The 17,353-nt window shown below is 61.1% G+C and carries 16 protein-coding genes; 5 read left to right on the forward strand and 11 right to left on the reverse strand.

Translation table 11 applies throughout. The annotated features are described in order from the left end of the window. The first annotated feature begins 16 nt into the window (after nucleotides 1-16). Complete coding sequence (locus J3Q04_RS23230) at nucleotides 17-646, forward strand: glutathione S-transferase (RefSeq protein ID WP_434561937.1); 630 nt, start codon at nucleotides 17-19, stop codon at nucleotides 644-646. Between the two features lie 179 nt (nucleotides 647-825). Here J3Q04_RS23230 and creD read toward each other — a convergent pair whose 3' ends face one another. The 4 genes from creD to J3Q04_RS23250 all read right to left on the reverse strand — a co-directional run bounded on the left by creD (nucleotide 826) and on the right by J3Q04_RS23250 (nucleotide 5,106). Further along, on the reverse strand, nucleotides 826-2,199 hold the full coding sequence (gene creD / locus J3Q04_RS23235; protein WP_434609148.1) for a cell envelope integrity protein CreD: 1,374 nt from the start codon (nucleotides 2,197-2,199) through the stop codon (nucleotides 826-828). Nucleotides 2,200-2,431: 232 nt separating this feature from the next. Next, the gene (creC, locus tag J3Q04_RS23240; RefSeq protein ID WP_434609146.1) at nucleotides 2,432-3,850 is read right to left on the reverse strand and encodes a two-component system sensor histidine kinase CreC; all 1,419 of its coding nucleotides are present in this window, start codon (nucleotides 3,848-3,850) and stop codon (nucleotides 2,432-2,434) included. Next, a complete protein-coding gene (gene creB / locus J3Q04_RS23245; RefSeq protein WP_420764926.1) occupies nucleotides 3,850-4,530 on the reverse strand; it encodes a two-component system response regulator CreB in 681 nt (226 codons plus the stop codon). Before creB ends, creC begins: the two co-directional genes overlap by 1 nt. Before the next feature lie 69 nt (nucleotides 4,531-4,599). Further along, entirely contained in the window at nucleotides 4,600-5,106 is a 507-nt protein-coding gene (locus tag J3Q04_RS23250) for an ATP-dependent zinc protease family protein (RefSeq protein WP_420764927.1), read from the reverse strand. Nucleotides 5,107-5,295: 189 nt separating this feature from the next. On the opposite strand from J3Q04_RS23250, the gene J3Q04_RS23255 reads away from it, so the two are divergent. The 4 genes from J3Q04_RS23255 (at nucleotide 5,296) to J3Q04_RS23270 (ending at nucleotide 8,132) form a co-directional block, all read left to right on the forward strand. Further along, entirely contained in the window at nucleotides 5,296-6,189 is an 894-nt protein-coding gene (locus tag J3Q04_RS23255) for an acyltransferase (protein WP_434609142.1), read from the forward strand. Between the two features lie 154 nt (nucleotides 6,190-6,343). Further along, nucleotides 6,344-6,718, forward strand: coding sequence for a hypothetical protein (locus J3Q04_RS23260; protein WP_434609140.1), 375 nt, complete (start codon nucleotides 6,344-6,346; stop codon nucleotides 6,716-6,718). A 311-nt stretch (nucleotides 6,719-7,029) separates the two neighbouring features. Continuing rightward, nucleotides 7,030-7,458 (forward strand): DUF3757 domain-containing protein, encoded by a 429-nt coding sequence (locus tag J3Q04_RS23265; protein ID WP_434609138.1) that lies wholly within the window; start codon nucleotides 7,030-7,032, stop codon nucleotides 7,456-7,458. Between the two features lie 98 nt (nucleotides 7,459-7,556). Then, nucleotides 7,557-8,132: a hypothetical protein gene (locus tag J3Q04_RS23270; protein WP_434609135.1), complete on the forward strand. Its 576-nt coding sequence runs from the start codon at nucleotides 7,557-7,559 to the stop codon at nucleotides 8,130-8,132. 45 nt (nucleotides 8,133-8,177) lie between these two features. Here the strand turns inward: J3Q04_RS23270 and fdhA are convergent, their stop codons facing one another. The 7 genes from fdhA to glyA all read right to left on the reverse strand — a co-directional run bounded on the left by fdhA (nucleotide 8,178) and on the right by glyA (nucleotide 17,300). Then, a complete protein-coding gene (fdhA, locus tag J3Q04_RS23275) occupies nucleotides 8,178-9,377 on the reverse strand; it encodes a formaldehyde dehydrogenase, glutathione-independent (protein ID WP_039590652.1) in 1,200 nt (399 codons plus the stop codon). A 227-nt stretch (nucleotides 9,378-9,604) separates the two neighbouring features. Next, complete coding sequence (purU, locus tag J3Q04_RS23280) at nucleotides 9,605-10,462, reverse strand: formyltetrahydrofolate deformylase (RefSeq protein ID WP_420764933.1); 858 nt, start codon at nucleotides 10,460-10,462, stop codon at nucleotides 9,605-9,607. Nucleotides 10,463-10,636: 174 nt separating this feature from the next. Further along, entirely contained in the window at nucleotides 10,637-11,269 is a 633-nt protein-coding gene (locus J3Q04_RS23285; protein WP_420764934.1) for a sarcosine oxidase subunit gamma, read from the reverse strand. 146 nt (nucleotides 11,270-11,415) lie between these two features. After that, complete coding sequence (locus J3Q04_RS23290; RefSeq protein ID WP_420764935.1) at nucleotides 11,416-14,433, reverse strand: sarcosine oxidase subunit alpha; 3,018 nt, start codon at nucleotides 14,431-14,433, stop codon at nucleotides 11,416-11,418. Then, nucleotides 14,430-14,759, reverse strand: coding sequence for a sarcosine oxidase subunit delta (locus tag J3Q04_RS23295; RefSeq protein WP_434561923.1), 330 nt, complete (start codon nucleotides 14,757-14,759; stop codon nucleotides 14,430-14,432). The genes J3Q04_RS23290 and J3Q04_RS23295 overlap by 4 nt, the downstream gene beginning before the upstream one ends. 14 nt (nucleotides 14,760-14,773) lie before the next feature. Then, nucleotides 14,774-16,024 (reverse strand): sarcosine oxidase subunit beta, encoded by a 1,251-nt coding sequence (locus tag J3Q04_RS23300; protein ID WP_030139293.1) that lies wholly within the window; start codon nucleotides 16,022-16,024, stop codon nucleotides 14,774-14,776. Between the two features lie 22 nt (nucleotides 16,025-16,046). Next, entirely contained in the window at nucleotides 16,047-17,300 is a 1,254-nt protein-coding gene (gene glyA, locus J3Q04_RS23305) for a serine hydroxymethyltransferase (protein WP_420764937.1), read from the reverse strand. Nucleotides 17,301-17,353: the final 53 nt, after the last annotated feature.

The raw sequence follows: 17,353 nt of genomic DNA on the forward strand, positions 1-17,353 counted from the left end.
CATCGAGGATCTCTGCATGTCCAGCCCCAGCATGACCTTGTTCCACAACCCCGCGTCCCCCTTCGTCCGCAAGGTGCTGGTGCTGCTGCACGAAACCGGCCAGCAGGACCGTGTGGCGTTGCAGTTGAGTCAACTCACGCCGGTCAAGCCCGACCGGGCGCTGATCGAAGAAAACCCGTTGAGCAAGATCCCGGCCCTGCGCCTGGCCAACGGGACGGTGATCCACGACAGCCGCGTCATCCTTGATTACCTCGATCACCAGCATGTCGGCAACCCGCTGATCCCCCGCGAGGGCGCGGCCCGCTGGCGGCGCTTGACCTTGGCCTCCCTGGCCGACGGGATCATGGACGCGGCGGTGATGATCCGCTACGAGACCGCGCTGCGCCCCACGGAAAAACACTGGGCCGAATGGCTCGATGCGCAACGGGACAAGATTCGCCGTGCCGTGGCCCTGCTCGAAGCCGAGGCGATTGCCGAACTGGCCTGTCATTTCGACATCGCCTCCATCAGCGTCGCCTGCGCCCTGGGTTACCTGGACCTGCGCCATCCGGACCTGGAATGGCGCAAGTCCAATCCCCAGCTGGCGGCGTGGTTTGCCGAGGTGAGCTTGCGGCCTTCGATGCTCGAGACGGTGCCCAGGGTTTAATTTTTACTGAATATCACGACTTTTTCGCCAGCAGGCTCGCCCCCCATTGATCGTGTGGTCCCTTTGGGAGCGAGCCTGCTCGCGAAGGCCGCGCTCCGGATCCATCGGAAACAACCCAGCAATTCGCTTCACCAGCAGCTCTCCCAACCACTGATCCTCCCGCAACCCCAGCGACCGACTCATTTCACCTCTCCCAGATCGAAGCTCATCGCCGCAACAGGCTTCGCGCCCACGCCGTACCAGTCCAACTTGCGGGTCAACACCATGAACACACCGAGCAGGCCGAACAGCAGCAGCGAGCCCATCAACAGCGCGTAGTCTTCAGCGCTTAGCAACCCATAGAGCAAACCGTACAACCCCGCCAACCCGGCTGAAAAACCCAGGCCGTGGCTGACGCTGCGCAGCACATGGCAGACATAAAAGCCGATCAACACCACGCAGGCACTGGCCGAGACCAGGTACGCCAGGGTGAAGCCTATGTGTTCCGAAAGCGACAACAGCAATAGATAGAAGAAGGCCAGGGCCACGCCCACCAGTGCGTATTGGACCGGGTGCACCGCCAGGCTCTTGAGCACTTCGAAGAGGAAGAACCCGGCGAACGTCAGCGCAATGAACAGCAGCGCGTATTTGATCGCCCGATCGCTCTTGAGGTATTGGTCCACCGGATCGACGAAACTCACGCCGAATGCACGGCTGCGGAATGCTTCGCAGCCATCGCTGGGCTCGCATGCCTGCAATGTTTCCAAGAGGTTGGTGGAGAAAAACGAGGTCTGCCAATCGGCACTGAAGCCCTGCTCGTTGACCTCGCGATCGACCGGCAGGTAGTTGCCGATAAAGCTGGGGTGCGGCCAGTCGGCGGAGAGGTGCACCTTGGTGGACTTGCCCACCGGCAGGATCTGCAATTCACCGGTACCTTGCAGGCGCAGGTCGAAACCGAAGGTCAGCTCGGGGCTGCCTTGGGCGGTGATCATGGGCAGCGGTACATGCACGCCTTGCCCAAGCCAGCCAAGCCGCGAGCCGGGAAGGAAGTCGACGGTTTGCTGGTTCAGCGTCAGGGTCAAGGCATTCTCGATGCCGCGAATGTCGCTGATACCGACGCTCAGGTACGGCTCGTCAAAGCGATAGTCGGCGAAATCCTTCGCGGCGACGCCATAACGCTCCGGCACCTTGAAGCGCCCATCGATCCGATTGTCAGCATGAAACAAGCGCGCCTCGTAGATACCCCGGGCGCGGGTTTCGGTGCGCACCTGGCCGTCGAGTTCGAATTGCTCCGGCAAAAAGTACAACTCACCACTTCGTTCGACGGTCTCCAGGAAACGCACGCCCGTCTTTTCGTTGGTACTCCAGACTTTCACGTCCTTGCGAAACGGGACGACGATCATCGGCCCGATCAGTTGCTGGCTGTGGCTGGAACTGCGGGCGATGTCCTGCAGCACCCCGTCGCGCAGCTCTTGGCGCTCATCGATAAGGCCGCTGATCATCAACAACGGAATCATCAGCAAGAGGATCAAGAGGGCAATCATGCCCAGTTTTATAGCGAGACTGCGGTTCATGTGAGGCTCTCCCTGTTCGAATGAGGGAGAGTCTGGCGTGCCTGTGTGGGAGGTTTATGGGTGGAATGTGGAGATTGTGTGGAGAGTAGAAGTTATCCGACCCAAAGAGAAACCTGTGGCGAGGGAGCTTGCTCCCGCTCGGCTGCGAAGCAGTCGCAAACGGGGCCGCTACGCAGCCCAGCGGGAGCAAGCTCCCTCGCCACAACTGTATTTCATTGCCAAGAACGTGGTCTCAGGGCAACCGCAGCACCACCTCCACCCCGCCCTCGACATTGCCGATACCGAACGCCCCGCCATGCAACTGCACCACTTCCTCGACGAAGTTCAGCCCCAGGCCCGTGCTCTTGCGACCAGTACCCGGGCGAGGCAACGAGTAAAAACGCTCGCTCAAACGAGGCAGCGCATAGTCGGGAATCGGTTCAGCCTGGTTGAACAGGCGGATTTCGACACAGGTGCCGATGCGCTCGGCGCTGATCCGCAGCAGGCCTTCGGCGGGCGTGAAGTCCAAGGCGTTTTCCAGCAGGTTGCCCAGAGCCTGGCGCAGCAAGAACGCCTCCCCCGTCAACGTCAGGTCAGGCGCCATGTGCCGCTCGATGCGCAAATGCCGGTTTTCGATCCAGCCGCCGCGTGCTTCCAGCAGCTCCTCCATCAACGCCGCCACCGGCACCGCTACCACTTCCTCCAGGCCTTGCCGCTGCTCGACCTGGGCCAGGTTGAGCAAACGCTCGATCAACTGCTGCATCCGCACGCTTTCGCTGTCGATGTTGCTGACGAAACGCTGGTGCTGGGCGGCCGGCATGTCGCTCTGCAGCAGCTCGGCGGCGCCGCGAATCGCCGCCAGCGGACTCTTGAGTTCATGGGTCAGGGTATGTACGTATCGCTCGACATACGCCTTGCCTTCAAGCTGGGTGCGCATATGCTCCACCGCCCCCGCCAATTGTTCGAACTCGCCGCCGCGATAGTGCGGCACCTCCACCCGACGGCCCTGGCTGACCGCCTGGGCATAAGCCGTCAAGCGCCGCAATGCCGCGCTGAGCCACCACGACAGCAAGGCGCCGAGCAACAGGCCAAGGCCGATCAGACCGGCGCCGTAGGCGAGCAAACGCCGTTCCGTGCGGTCGACGTAAGGCTGCAAGGAGCTATTGGGCTTGGCCACCGTCACCACGCCTATGATCCGGCCGTTGTCACGGATCGGCGCCCCGACGTGCATCACCGAAGACGCCGGGTCATCCGGATCGCTGCGGGTCGAACGGGCGCCATAGTGACCGCGCAGCGTCAGGTAGACGTCGTTCCAGCGCGAATAGTCCTGCCCCACTGCCGCGCCGCTGGAATCGAGCACCACGATGCCTTTGGCGTCGGTGACGTAGATGCGGTGGCTGACCTGGTTTTTCGGCAGCCCCCAGATTGTCGCGGCCGGCTGGCGCTCACCATAGGATTTGAGCAGTTGCGGCCAGCGGTTCTGGCTAAGCGTTCCGGCCTTGAAATCGTCCCGCAGGATCTCAGCCATCAGGTTGGCCGTGTCCACCAGGGTTTCCTCGGTGGACTGGCGCACACCGGGGCGGATTTCCTCCATGACCGTGTTGAGCACGAAATACCCGGCCAAGCCAATAAACAACACATAGGCAAGGAAGATACGAATGCCCAGTGACATCAGCTGTGCCCCGGGCTGTAGCTGTAGCCGAGCCCCCGATGAGTCTGGATCGGCTCGGCCTCGGCCCGGACCAGGCGCAGTTTGGCACGCAGGCTCTTGATATGACTGTCGATCGTGCGCTCGTAACCGGCGTCGCTGGCCACGCCCAGGGCATCGAGCAACTGTTCGCGGCTGAAGACCCGTTCGGGCTGGTCCAGCAAACAGTGCAACAAGCGAAACTCGTGGCGCGTGAGGTTCAGCGGTTTGCCGCGATAGTTGATCTGCACGCGATCAGGGTCGACCTGGAACAACGCTGTCCCCGTTTCGGCGATCGGTCGCGGCGCCACTCGCTTGAGGATGGCGCGGACCCTGGCGGCCACTTCCCGAGGGCTGAAGGGTTTGACCACGTAGTCGTCGGCACCAATCTCCAAGCCCACCACCCGATCAATCTCGCCGTCCCGAGCTGTAAGAAAGATGACCGGGACGTCGCTGAAACGTCTGAGATTCTTACACGTCTCAAAACCACTGATATCCGGCAGGCCTACATCGAGAATGATCAGGTCCGCCGGCGTGTTTTTCTGGTGCTCGAGGGCAGCTGCGCCAAGGCTCAGCCAAGTGGTGTCAAAGCCTTCGCCCTGCAGGGCAAACACCAGCGTATCGGCAATGGCGGCTTCGTCTTCGACAATCAGAATATGAGGCATGGCGTCCGAGCCCGACAGGAAAGTTGCCGGAACGGTGCCCCAAGCCTCGGGGCACGTCAATCGCGCAAATCAACAGTCCGGTTTATCCGCTGTAAACCGCCGTGCCGGGTTGACCGCCGCTTTGAATTCGCGCAAGGCCTTGGCGCCGATCAGTAGCGGGTAGTTGAAGCTGCTGCGGTCGGTCAGGTTGACCTCGACGGTGCGCTTGACGTTACCCAGGCACATTTCCAGTTCCACCACCGGACGTTTACTCGGGGCGATCTTTTCATCGTCGTCCTCGTCCTCTTCGGAACGGGTCTTGATCTTGCTGATGCGGGCAATCTTATGCTCATAGATCTTGTTGCTCGCGTCTTTGGTTGCCAGGCGAAACCGTACCCAGTCATCGCCGTCACGGGTAAACGTCTCGATGTCCTTGGCCGACAGCGAAGCGGTCAGCGCACCGGTGTCCATTTTCGCCTTGAGCACTTCGCCGCCCATTTCCGGCAGCGCTATGTATTCATAGCGCCCGTACAAGGTGGGTTCGGCGGCCAGTACTGGAAGGGCCACCAGGGAAAGCAGGGCTAGAACGGATTTCATGTAGGAGGCTTCCATTGTGGGAGTGGGATTTTAGACCGTGGTCGGTGAATTCGTTCGGTTGACTTCGACAGGGATGGCTACGGGACATCCAGCCCATTGAACAAAAGGTGAAACATTCGTCCATCGCGATTTGGCCTGTCGCTCGAAGCTGCTTATCATGGCCCGCCCACCCGTTTGCAAGAGTCATCTATGCGCCGCCTGCTCACCGGCTGTCTCGTCACCCTGTTGCTGCTGCTCAACACCTTGGTGCTGTTCGGACCGCTCATGGTATTTGCGCTCTTGAAACTGGTCCTGCCCGGGCGTTTTCGCGACTACGCCTCGTTGGCGGTCATGTGGATCGCCGAGACCTGGGCTGAAATCGACAAACTGATCTTTGCCCTGTGCATCCCCACTCGCTGGGACATTCGCGGTGGCGAAGGCCTGCGCGGCGACACCTCCTACCTGGTGATCAGCAACCACCAATCCTGGGTGGACATCCCCGCCCTGGTCCAGGCCCTCAACCGGCGCACGCCTTTTTTCAAGTTTTTCCTCAAGAAGGAACTGATCTGGGTGCCCTTCCTTGGCTTGGCCTGGTGGGCGCTGGATTACCCCTTCATGAAACGCTACACCAAGGCCTTCCTGGCGAAGAACCCGGAACTGGCTGGTCGCGATCTGGAAATCACCAAGGCCGCCTGTGAGCTGTTCAAGCGCCAACCGGTCACTGTGGTGAACTACCTTGAAGGCACGCGTTACACAACGGCCAAAAGCCAGGCGCAGCAATCGCCCTTCGCTCACCTGCTCAAGCCCAAGGCCGGCGGGGTGGCATTCGTGCTGGCGGCGATGGGCGAGCAACTGGACGCGGTGCTGGACGTAACAGTGGTCTACCCGCAAGAGCGGATTCCAGGTTTTTGGGACTTGATCAGCGGGGCGGTGCCCAAGGTCATCATCGACATCCAGACCCGCGAACTGGACCCGACGCTATGGCAGGGCGATTACGAGAACGACCCCGTGTTTCGCCAGCACGTCCAGGACTGGGTCAACTTGCTGTGGGCCGAAAAAGATCGGCGTATTGCTGCGCTGCGCAGCGAAGGCCGGCTTGGGTAACACCTTCTAAGCTGAGAATTGAGGTTTATCGCGAAAAAATCAGATCACGCCATGGGTAGTTCCAAATCGAGATAAAAAACTGTCAGGGTTGACAGTAGCCCTCACCGGACACAGCCGTAACGATGTCGCCGAGAATTAAATTGGAGACATGCACATGCGATATTTCATTGGAGGCGGCGCGGGAATGATGCTGCTGATAATCGGCCATGTTCAGGCTGGAGAAGCTTCTTGTCCGGCCTTGACACAACTCCAGGACGACACTGCAACTGTCAATATCCAGGATGCTCCTGACTGGCAGAGCCAAACCATCGTGCAAGAGCTCAACCCTGCGTCACTACAATTCGACGAAGCGGAATTCGCGATCCAGGAACCTGACGAATATCAACAGGTCAGCGTGATCTACCAGCACTGCGAGACGAAACTTACCCTTGACTACCTTACACCGGGATTGAACGGTCATTGCACAAGCCTCGGCACCCGTGCTTGCCAATTTCGGAACAGCAGCGATTATTTCAGTCTCAGATTTTGATGAGTCCGTGGCGGATTTTCGAGGTCGCCACCTTCATCAAACACCTGCGCCAGCCGCACTGCGGGAAAGCCAGGCTGGCCGCCGCTGAAGAATAGCTTTTCTATCGCTCACAAGTTTCTACATAACAGAGAAACTTCCTACAGCAAACTCCGAAACTTCCAATTTCTTTTGTATTTATCTCACGCTAGAGCAGTGAGCCGATATATATCTATACATAATTGCGGATTGACATAAAGGACTGTCAACTCTGACAGTAGCCCGACCTGGAAACAGCCGTAAGAATAGCCATGGGCCGAGCCAGGAGGCGCGACATGTTTAAGATACGAGCCGGCGGCGTGGGGGTATTGCTAGGGGTTATTGGCCAGGTTAACGCTGGCGAAATAACCTGCCCCGCGGCCACGGACATACACAGAAACATCGAGGCGGTAGAAGATGTTTATTTTGTCGAAGGGCACGATGAGTTCGAATGGCGGAGCGAAAACCTCGTGGATTTGGTCAACCCGAGAAAACTGTTATTCGAAGGCGCGGAGTATGTACAGCAAGAAGAGAGCGAGGACGAAGAAGAACTTGCCATTCGTACCACCATCACATGCCGATATGGCGATATGAATCTGGTCATGCAATATCCGCACGTTCAAGAACCCACCTTTTCGCCGTGGATAAACAATAACTGTAAAAGCCAGGATGTTAACGAGTGCCAACTCATCAATGCCGATTATTTTCAAGTCAGCTTTGATTAAGGTCAGGTACGTAGTCCGAGTTTCGCTACTCCAAACCTGCTCTGCCATTCCCGCTGGGGTTACCGTAAAGTGCGGTATCTTCTTACCAGAGCTTGCTCATGAATGTACAAATCGGTGGCGCCACCCTCGCAGTCATCCTGACCGGCATGCTGATTGTCCTGGGCGTCAATGAATGCCAGCGTGGCCCTTTGAATCCGGATCTTGCCGACAACCTCAGTGACGAGCAGAAGGCATGGCTGACCATCGAACATCGCATCAAACGCTCGGACCCGGCCCTTACCGAAGTCATCCGCAACCAGCAATCCTTGACCGTCCTCTACCGTCCAGACGCTGCCACGCAGGCGTCAGAACCGTGGGTGGAGCACATGTTGCGCGTGGTTGGGCATGGCCTGGCCGCACTCAACAACGCGCCCGGCGCCAAGCAATACACACACGTCACGATCAAGGCGCGGATGCTTGTCGATGATGATGTGGAACTGGTTTACGACATGCCGGGTTTTGACGCAATCAAGACGCAACAGGGCGGCTACGTGACCTTTGCCAGCATGCCGCAAAGCATGGTGTTCAGTCGCGAGGCCTTGACCCGGGCCCAGGAATATTGCCGTGGCCCCAGTGCCCGGGGATTTTATCCCGAATTCTGCGAACGGGTCCTGACACCGCAGGGTCCTGAATAAAAAGGGCGACACCACTGCCGCCCTTTTTCCGTCTTGCCTACAACCTTACGCCGCGCTGAACAACTTGTGCGGATCGATCACAAACTTCTTCGGCACGCCCGCATCGAACTCGCCATACCCCTTCGGCGCGTCGTCCAGGCTGATGACCTGCACACCCACGATTTCGGCAATGTTGATACGGTCCCACATGATCGCCTGCATCAGTTGGCGATTGTATTTCATCACCGGGGTCTGGCCGGTGTGGAAGCTGTGGGATTTAGCCCAGCCCAAGCCGAAGCGGATGCTCAGACTGCCCATTTTCGCTGCGGCATCGACCGCGCCCGGGTCTTCGGTGACGTACAGGCCGGGGATGCCGATCTTGCCAGCGACGCGGACCACGCCCATCAATGAGTTGAGCACGGTGGCCGGGGCTTCGTGCTTGACGCCGTCATGGCCATGGCCGCGAGCTTCGAAGCCTACAGCGTCGACCGCGCAGTCGACTTCAGGCTCGCCCAGCAGCGCGGCGATCTGCTCATGCAGCGGAGTGTCCTGGGACAGGTCGGCAATTTCGAAGCCCTGGGCCTTGGCGTGGGCCAGGCGGACCGGATTCACGTCGCCGATGATGACCACGGCCGCGCCCAACAGGCGAGCGGACGCAGCGGCCGCCAGGCCAACCGGACCGGCACCGGCGATGTAGACGGTGCTGCCCGGGCCAACGCCGGCGGTGACGGCGCCGTGGTAGCCGGTGGGCAGGATGTCGGACAGGCAGGTCAGGTCACGGATTTTCTCCATGGCCTTGTCACGATCCGGCAGTTTCAGCAGGTTGAAATCGGCGTACGGCACCAGCACGTATTCGGCTTGGCCGCCGGTCCAGTCGCCCATGTCGACGTAACCGTAGGCACCGCCGGCACGGGCCGGGTTGACGGTCAGGCAGACGCCGGTGTGCATTTCCTTGCAGGAACGGCAGCGCCCGCAGGCCACGTTGAACGGTACCGATACCAGGTCGCCGATTTTCAGGTTCTCGACGTCGCTGCCCTTCTCGATCACTTCACCGGTGATCTCATGGCCCAGGACCAGCCCGGTCTGGGCGGTGGTACGACCGCGCACCATATGTTGGTCGGAGCCGCAGATGTTGGTGGAGACTACGCGCAGGATGACGCCGTGCTCGATCTTCCTGCCGCGCGGGTCCTGCATTTTGGGATAGTCGATTTTCTGTACTTCGACCTTGCCGTTGCCGAGATACACGACACCACGATTACCGGACATGCTTTCACCTCGCTGTTGTTTTTATGAAACTGCGCTGCCCAGGCAGGCAGCGCGTTGATTGCTCGGGTTGGTGCTTGTGGCTTGTTTCTGTGTTGTCTGTAAGGGCCTCTTCGCGAGCAGGCTCGCTCCCACAGTGGATCGTGGGTGTCAGCAGGATCTGTAGAACGACACGGATCCTGTGGGAGCGAGCCTGCTCGCGAATGGGTTGCGAAGCGGCCCAAAAAAATCTAAAGAACAACCGTGCGATTGGCGTTCAAGAACACCCTTCGCTCAATGTGATACCCCACCGCCCGGGCCAAGGTGAGCCCTTCGATATCCCTGCCCTTGGCAATCAAATCTTCGGGGTAGTGGCTGTGGTCCACCACTTCCACGCCTTGGGCAATGATCGGCCCTTCGTCCAGATCGTTGTTGATGTAATGCGCCGTGGCGCCCACCAGCTTCACGCCTTTGTTGTAGGCCTGGTGATACGGCTTGGCACCCTTGAACCCCGGCAGCAACGAGTGATGGATGTTGATCGCCTTGCCATCAAGCTTGCGGCACAACTCTGGCGACAGCACTTGCATGTAGCGGGCGAGGATCACCAGTTCGGCGCCGGTGTCTTCGATCACCTGCCACACCTGCCGCTCCTGGGCCGGTTTGTCGTTCGGGTCAAGGGGGAAATGGTAGTAGGGAATCTGGTGCCAGTCGGCCAACGGCTTGAGGTCTGGGTGGTTGGACACCACGGCCACTACGTCCATCGACAACTGGCCGATGCGCTGGCGGTAGAGCAAGTCGTTGAGGCAGTGATCGGCCTTGGAGACCATGATCACCACTTTGGGTCGATAGTTGGGCGGGGTCAGTTCGAAGACCATGCCAAAGGCTTCGGCACGCTCGGCCAGGCCGGCGCGGAAACTCTGCTCATCGAAACCGTCAGGCTGGCGAAACTCCACGCGAATGAAGAAGCGCGCCGAGAGTCGGTCGTCGAACGAGTGGTGTTCGGTGACGTAGCAGCCCTGCTCGAACAGAAAGCGGGTCACCGCGTCCACCGTGCCGAGCACGCTGGGGCAATCGGCAGTCAGGATCCATGTGTCTGGGGCGCGGCTCATTGCGGTGACTCCTGTTCAAATTAGCGAAGCGACACAAAACCCGTGGCGAGGGAGCTTGCTCCCGCTCGGCCGGGCTGGCGCTCCAGTGCGTAGCAACCGCCAAAAAGCGAGGACCGCTACGCGCCCCAGCGGGAGCAAGCTCCCTCGCCACAAAAGCCGTGTCGGCTTTAATCCTTACGCCTGCACGCTCAACCCATACTCCGCCGCGGCATCCTGCAACCACAGCCACCAGTAGTCGGAGAAGCTGCGGCGGATCACCAGTTCCCAGGTGTCTTCAGCCGTATGGCGGATCACCAGTTGCGACTTGGCGAACACCGTGCCCACGGCTTTGCCCACCGGGAAATTGCTTGGGTGTACATCGTAGCTGGTGGATTTCATCAGCACGTCGCGCACGTTCGGGCCGGACAGTTCGAGGATCTGCTGGCCGCCGCTGACATTGACGATCTGGATGTGCAGGTCGCCGAGGGCTTCACGCAGCTTTTGCTCGGCGGCGAACTCCTCGCCGGTGGGCACCACCAGCAGCCATTCATCCGGGCCGAGCCATTGCAGGCTGGTTTCGCCCTTGATGACGACGGTCAGCGCGGCCGGCAATTCCAGGCCCAGGGCCTTGTGCACGCCAGCGGCGAACGCTGGGTCATGGCCGTCGCCACGAATGGTCAGGTGGCCCAGGAGTTTTTTCTCGCGCACGGTCACGCCGGCGTTCTTGCGACCCTTGCCCACCTGGCTTGCGAGGTCGGCATGGTGCAGCGACGACTCGGCCTTGGCCCCGGTGGTTGGGCGTTGTTGGTACACGTTGACTGCGGTCATATGGAGCACCTGTCTGAATACTATTGAGCCAACCTTGTGGCGACCTTCAGGCCGTCATCGCGAGCAAGCTCGCTCCCACAAGGGTTACGCGATCAACTGTGGGAGCGAGCTTGCTCGCGATTGCGCCCCACAGGATCTCAAGCCAATCAGATGTTCTGCCGATCCCCCTTCGGATCGAAGAACACCGAAGAAACGATCTCTGCCTCGATCACCCGGCCGTCGGCCAATGGCGCGAACACCCGCTCGCCCAGGCGCTTCAAGCCACCCTTGACCACACCCATCGCAAACGAATAACCCAGAGAGTTATGCGCATAGCTGGAGGTGACGTGGCCGACCATCGACATCGGGATCGCCTGCTTGGGGTTGAACACCAGCTGGGCGCCTTCCGGCAGCCAGACATTCGGGTCGATCGGCTTGAGCCCCACCAGTTGCTTGCGATTTTCGCGCACGCAATCTTCGCGATTCATCCCGCGCCAGCCGATCCAAGAGAACGGCTTGGTGCGGCCGACGCACCAGCCCATGTTCAGGTCGTCCGGGGTCATCGAACCGTCGGTGTCCTGACCGACGATGATGAAGCCTTTCTCAGCCCGCAAGACGTGCATGGTCTCGGTGCCGTACGGGGTCAGGTTGTATTTCTTGCCGGCCTCGACGATCTGCTCGAGCACACCCATGGCGTAGTCGGCCTGCACGTTGATCTCGTATGACAGCTCACCGGTGAACGAGATACGGAACACCCGCGCCGGCACGCCGCCCACCAGGCCTTCCTTCCAGGTCATGAACGGGAAGCCGTCCTTGTCCAGGTCGATGTCGGTGACTTCGCTCAGCAGCTTGCGGCTGTTGGGCCCCGACAGGGTCATGGTTGCCCAGTGGTCGGTGACCGAGGTGAAGTACACCTTCAAGTCCGGCCATTCGGTCTGCTGGTAGATCTCCAGCCATTGCAGCACACGAGCCGCGCCGCCAGTGGTGGTGGTCATCAGGAAATGGTTGTCCGCCAGACAGGCTGTCACGCCGTCGTCGAAGACCATGCCGTCTTCCTTGCACATCAGGCCGTAGCGGGCCTTGCCCACGTCGAGCTTGGTCCAGGCATTGGTGTAGATGCGGTTGAGGAACTCACGGGCATCCGGGCCCTGGATATCGATCTTGCCCAGGGTCGAGGCGTCCAGCAGGCCGACGCTGTCGCGCACGGCCTTGCATTCGCGCTTGACTGCGGCGTGCATGTCTTCGCCGTTCTTCGGGAAGTACCAAGGGCGCTTCCATTGGCCGACGTCTTCGAACTCAGCACCGTTTTTTACATGCCAGGCATGCAGCGCGGTGAAGCGCACCGGCTCGAAAATGTGCCCGCAGTGACGGCCGGCCACCGCGCCGAAAGTCACCGGCGTGTAGTTCGGACGGAACATGGTGGTGCCCATCTGCGGGATGCTCACGTTCAGCGAACGGGCCGCGATGGCCAGGCCGTTGACGTTGCCCAGCTTGCCTTGGTCAGTGCCGAAGCCCAGGGCGGTGTAACGCTTGACGTGTTCCACCGACTCGAAGCCTTCGCGGGTGGCGAGTTCGATGGCGGCGGCGGTGACGTCGTTTTGCAGGTCGACGAATTGCTTCGGCGCCCGAGCGGTGGTTTTTTCGTGGGGCACCTGGAACAGCGCCAGGGTCGGTTCTTCGTGACGGCTCAGGGCTTTGGGCAACACGCCCTCCACTGCCTTGAAACCCGCTTCGCTGGCCGCGCGCACGCCGCCTTCGAAACCGTCGGCCAAGCTATCGCCGAGGCTGTACACGCCATTTACACCGCCGACGCACACCCGTTTCTGCGGAGCTTCGCCCGGTACGAAACCGAGGATGTCTTCACGCCAGATCGGCTTGCCGCCCAGGTGCGAAGCCAGGTGGACCACCGGGCTGTAGCCGCCGGAGCTCGCCACCAGGTCGCAGTCCAGCCATTCGCCGGGGCTGGTGACTGTATGGGCGCGCACATCGATCGCGGCAACCCGTGCCCCGGTGACGCGCTTGCTGCCACGGGCTTCAATCACGGCGCTGCCGGTAAGGATGCGGATGCCCTTGGCGCGGGCTTCTTCCACCAGTGCGCCACGTGGGTTGCTGCGGGCATCGGCCACGGCAACCACTTGCAGGCCGGCGTCGAACCAGTCCAGGGCCACGCGATAGGCGTGGTCATTGTTGGTGCTCAGGACCAGTTTCTTGCCCGGCGCCACGCCGTAGCGGCGGATGTAAGTAGAAACCGCGCCAGCCAGCATGTTGCCCGGCACGTCGTTGTTGCCGTAGACCAATGGCCGCTCGCAGGCGCCGGTCGCCAGCACCACGCGCTTGGCGCGGACCCGGTTGATGCGCTGGCGAACCTGGCCGATCGGAGCGCGATCACCCAGGTGATCGGTGAGGCGCTCATGGATGGTCAGGAAGTTATGGTCGTGGTAGCCGTTCACCGTGGCGCGAGGCAGCAACACCACTTCCGGCATCGAGCGCAGTTCAGCCACCGCGGCAGCGACCCACTCGGTCGCCGGCTTGCCGTCCAGACTCTCGCGGGAATCGAGCAGGCTGCCACCGAACTCTTCCTGCTCGTCAGCCAGGATCACGCGCGCACCGCTGCGGGCCGCGGCCAGTGCGGCGGCCAGACCAGCAGGGCCGGCGCCGACGATCAGCACGTCGCAGTGACGGTTCATGTAGTCGTAGGTGTCCGGATCGTTCTCGGTCGGCGAGCGACCCAACCCTGCGGCCTTGCGGATGTACTTCTCGTAGGTCATCCAGAACGATTGCGGGTACATGAAGGTTTTGTAGTAGAAGCCCGGCGGCATCAGCTTGCCGCCGACCTTGCCGAGGATCCCCATCATGTCGTTGTTCACGTTCGGCCAGCCGTTGGTGCTGGTGGCGACCAGGCCTTGGTACAGCGCTTGTTGCGTTGCCCTTACGTTCGGAATCTGGGTGGCTTCGGTGGCACCGATCTGCAGCACCGCGTTCGGCTCTTCGGCGCCGGCGGCGAAAATGCCGCGCGGACGGGAATACTTGAAGCTGCGACCGATGATGTCGACCCCGTTGGCCAGCAGCGCGGCGGCCAGGGAGTCGCCCTCGAAGCCTTTGTAGGTCTGGCCGTTGAAGGTGAAGCTCAGCACTTTGTTACGGTCGATCCGTCCGCCGTTGGACAGGCGATTGATCTGGCTCATACCTTCTCTCCCAGAGCCTGCGCGGCCGCTTTCGGACTGTCAGCCTTGTCGGTGAATTGCGGCTTTTGACCGATCTTGTAGGTTTCGAGAATTTCGTAGGTCACGGTGTCACGGGTCGCGTTGAAGTACTGGCGGCAACCGGCGGCATGGATCCACAACTCGTGATGCAGGCCGCGAGGGTTGTCGCGGAAGAACATGTAGTCGCCCCACTCTTCGTCGGTGCAGGCGTTCGGGTCCAGTGGACGCGGGATATGCGCCTGGCCGGATGCATGGAATTCCTCTTCGGAGCGCAGTTCGCCGCAGTGAGGACAGAAGATGTGCAACATGGGGATTTCTCCTGTTAGTGGGCGACGGCAGCAGCGCCGTGTTCGTCAATGAGTGCGCCGTTGTGGAAACGGTCGATGGAAAACGGCGCGGCCAGCGGGTGCATTTCACCCTTGGCCAGGCTTGCGGCAAACACGTTGCCCGAGCCAGGTGTGGCCTTGAAACCACCGGTGCCCCAACCGCAGTTGAAGAACATGTTCGGCACCGGGGTCTTGGAGATGATCGGGCAGGCGTCCGGGGTGGTGTCGACGATGCCGCCCCACTGGCGGTTCATGCGCACCCGCGAGAGCACCGGGAACATTTCGACGATGGCCTGGATGGTGTGCTCGATCACCGGGTACGAACCACGCTGGCCGTAGCCGTTGTAGCCGTCGATACCGGCGCCGATCACCAGGTCGCCCTTGTCGGACTGGCTGATGTAGCCGTGTACGGCGTTGGACATGATCACGCTGTCGATGATCGGCTTGATCGGCTCCGATACCAACGCTTGCAATGGATGGGACTCAACCGGCAGGCGGAAGCCCGCGAGCTTGGCCATATGCCCGGAGTTACCGGCGGTCACCACGCCGACGCGCTTGGCGCCGATGAAGCCCTTGTTGGTTTCGACGCCGATGCACACGCCGTTTTCCTTGCGGAAACCGATCACTTCGGTCTGCTGGATCAGGTCCACGCCCAACGCGTCCGCCGCCCGGGCAAAGCCCCAGGCCACGGCATCGTGACGGGCCACGCCGCCGCGACGCTGGACGGTGGCGCCCATCACCGGGTAGCGGGTGTTTTTCGAGCAATCCAGGTATGGGATTTCGTCGGCCACTTGCTTGGCGTTGAGCAGCTCGCCGTCCACGCCGTTGAGGCGGTTGGCGCTGACGCGACGCTCGGAATCACGGATGTCCTGCAGGGTATGGCACAGGTTGTAGACGCCACGCTGGGAAAACATCACGTTGTAGTTCAGGTCCTGGGACAGGCCTTCCCAGAGTTTCATCGCATGTTCGTACAGGTGGGCCGACTCGTCCCACAGGTAGTTGGAGCGCACGATGGTGGTGTTGCGCGCGGTGTTACCGCCGCCCAGCCAGCCCTTCTCGACCACGGCCACGTTGGTGATGCCGTGCTCCTTGGCCAGGTAGTAGGCGGTCGCCAGGCCATGCCCGCCACCGCCGACGATGACCACGTCATAAACCTTTTTCGGCGTCGGCGTGCGCCACATCCGCTGCCAGTTTTCATGGTGGCTGAGTGAGTGTTTGAAGAGGCCGAAGCCCGAATAGCGTTGCATAGTCATTTACTCCAAAACCGACTCAGCGATAAACCGGGAAGTCCGCGCACAGGGCCGCCACTTGCTGCGCGACATTGGCCTCGACATCGGCATCGCCGAGGTTGTCGAGGATGTCGCAGATCCAACCGGCCAGCGTGACGCACTGGCTGACCTTGAAACCGCGCGTGGTCACCGCCGGGGTACCGATACGCAGGCCCGAGGTCACGAACGGCGATTGCGGGTCGTTCGGCACGGCGTTCTTGTTGACGGTGATGTGGGCGCGGCCCAGGGCGGCGTCGGCGTCCTTGCCCGTCAGGCCCTGGCGAATCAGGCTGACCAGGAACAGGTGATTATCGGTGCCGCCGGATACCACATCGTAGCCACGCTTGATGAACACGCCAGCCATGGCCTGGGCGTTTTCGATCACTTGCTGTTGATAGGCCTTGAAACCTGGTTCCAGGGCCTCCTTGAAGCACACGGCCTTGCCGGCGATCACGTGCATCAGCGGGCCGCCCTGGGCGCCGGGGAATACCGCGGCGTTGAGCTTCTTCTCGATTTCTTCGTTGGACTTGGCCAGGATCAGACCGCCACGGGGACCGCGCAGGGTCTTGTGGGTGGTGGTGGTGACCACGTCGGCGTACGGCAGTGGGTTTGGGTACAGGCCGGCGGCAACCAGGCCAGCGACGTGGGCCATGTCGACGAACAGCAGCGCACCGACCTTGTCGGCGATCTGGCGGAAGCGTGGAAAATCCAGGGTCTTGGAGTAGGCAGAGAAACCGGCAACGATCATCTTCGGCTTGCACTCGACCGCCAGGCGCTCGACTTCGTCGTAGTCGATCAGGCCGGTGGTGGTGTCGATGCCGTATTGCACCGCGTTGTAGAGTTTGCCTGAGGACGACACTTTCGCACCGTGAGTCAGGTGACCGCCGTGGGCCAGGCTCATGCCCAGGATGGTGTCACCGGCTTGCAGCAGGGCCAGGTAGACGGCGCTGTTGGCCGACGAACCGGAGTGGGGCTGGACGTTGGCGTAATCGGCGCCGAACAACTGCTTGGCGCGCTCGATGGCCAGGGCCTCGACCTTGTCGACGTGCTCGCAGCCACCGTAGTAGCGCTTGCCCGGATAGCCTTCGGCGTATTTGTTGGTCAAGCCGCTGCCCTGGGCCTGCATCACACGCTTGCTGGTGTAGTTCTCGGACGCGATCAGTTCGATGTGGTCTTCCTGGCGTTGCTCCTCGGCATTCATCGCCGCCAGCAGTGCATCATCGTAGCCTTGGATTTGGTCTTGCTTGCTGAACATCGCGTCTCTCCCAGCGGCGGCGGTGCGCCTTTCGTCTCGGTGAGGCACGGACC

Origin of the sequence: Pseudomonas sp. D4-21 (assembly GCF_051132125.1) — a bacterium.
Classification (GTDB): domain Bacteria; phylum Pseudomonadota; class Gammaproteobacteria; order Pseudomonadales; family Pseudomonadaceae; genus Aquipseudomonas.

Bases quoted from the DNA above. Each gene is read 5' to 3' on its own strand.
- J3Q04_RS23230 (WP_434561937.1), top strand. From the start codon at position 17: ATGTCCAGCCCCAGCATGACCTTGTTCCACAACCCCGCGTCCCCCTTC.
- creD (WP_434609148.1), bottom strand. From the start codon at position 2,199: ATGAACCGCAGTCTCGCTATAAAACTGGGCATGATTGCCCTCTTGATC.
- creC (WP_434609146.1), bottom strand. From the start codon at position 3,850: ATGTCACTGGGCATTCGTATCTTCCTTGCCTATGTGTTGTTTATTGGC.
- creB (WP_420764926.1), bottom strand. From the start codon at position 4,530: ATGCCTCATATTCTGATTGTCGAAGACGAAGCCGCCATTGCCGATACG.
- J3Q04_RS23250 (WP_420764927.1), bottom strand. From the start codon at position 5,106: ATGAAATCCGTTCTAGCCCTGCTTTCCCTGGTGGCCCTTCCAGTACTG.
- J3Q04_RS23255 (WP_434609142.1), top strand. From the start codon at position 5,296: ATGCGCCGCCTGCTCACCGGCTGTCTCGTCACCCTGTTGCTGCTGCTC.
- J3Q04_RS23260 (WP_434609140.1), top strand. From the start codon at position 6,344: ATGCGATATTTCATTGGAGGCGGCGCGGGAATGATGCTGCTGATAATC.
- J3Q04_RS23265 (WP_434609138.1), top strand. From the start codon at position 7,030: ATGTTTAAGATACGAGCCGGCGGCGTGGGGGTATTGCTAGGGGTTATT.
- J3Q04_RS23270 (WP_434609135.1), top strand. From the start codon at position 7,557: ATGAATGTACAAATCGGTGGCGCCACCCTCGCAGTCATCCTGACCGGC.
- fdhA (WP_039590652.1), bottom strand. From the start codon at position 9,377: ATGTCCGGTAATCGTGGTGTCGTGTATCTCGGCAACGGCAAGGTCGAA.
- purU (WP_420764933.1), bottom strand. From the start codon at position 10,462: ATGAGCCGCGCCCCAGACACATGGATCCTGACTGCCGATTGCCCCAGC.
- J3Q04_RS23285 (WP_420764934.1), bottom strand. From the start codon at position 11,269: ATGACCGCAGTCAACGTGTACCAACAACGCCCAACCACCGGGGCCAAG.
- J3Q04_RS23290 (WP_420764935.1), bottom strand. From the start codon at position 14,433: ATGAGCCAGATCAATCGCCTGTCCAACGGCGGACGGATCGACCGTAAC.
- J3Q04_RS23295 (WP_434561923.1), bottom strand. From the start codon at position 14,759: ATGTTGCACATCTTCTGTCCTCACTGCGGCGAACTGCGCTCCGAAGAG.
- J3Q04_RS23300 (WP_030139293.1), bottom strand. From the start codon at position 16,024: ATGCAACGCTATTCGGGCTTCGGCCTCTTCAAACACTCACTCAGCCAC.
- glyA (WP_420764937.1), bottom strand. From the start codon at position 17,300: ATGTTCAGCAAGCAAGACCAAATCCAAGGCTACGATGATGCACTGCTG.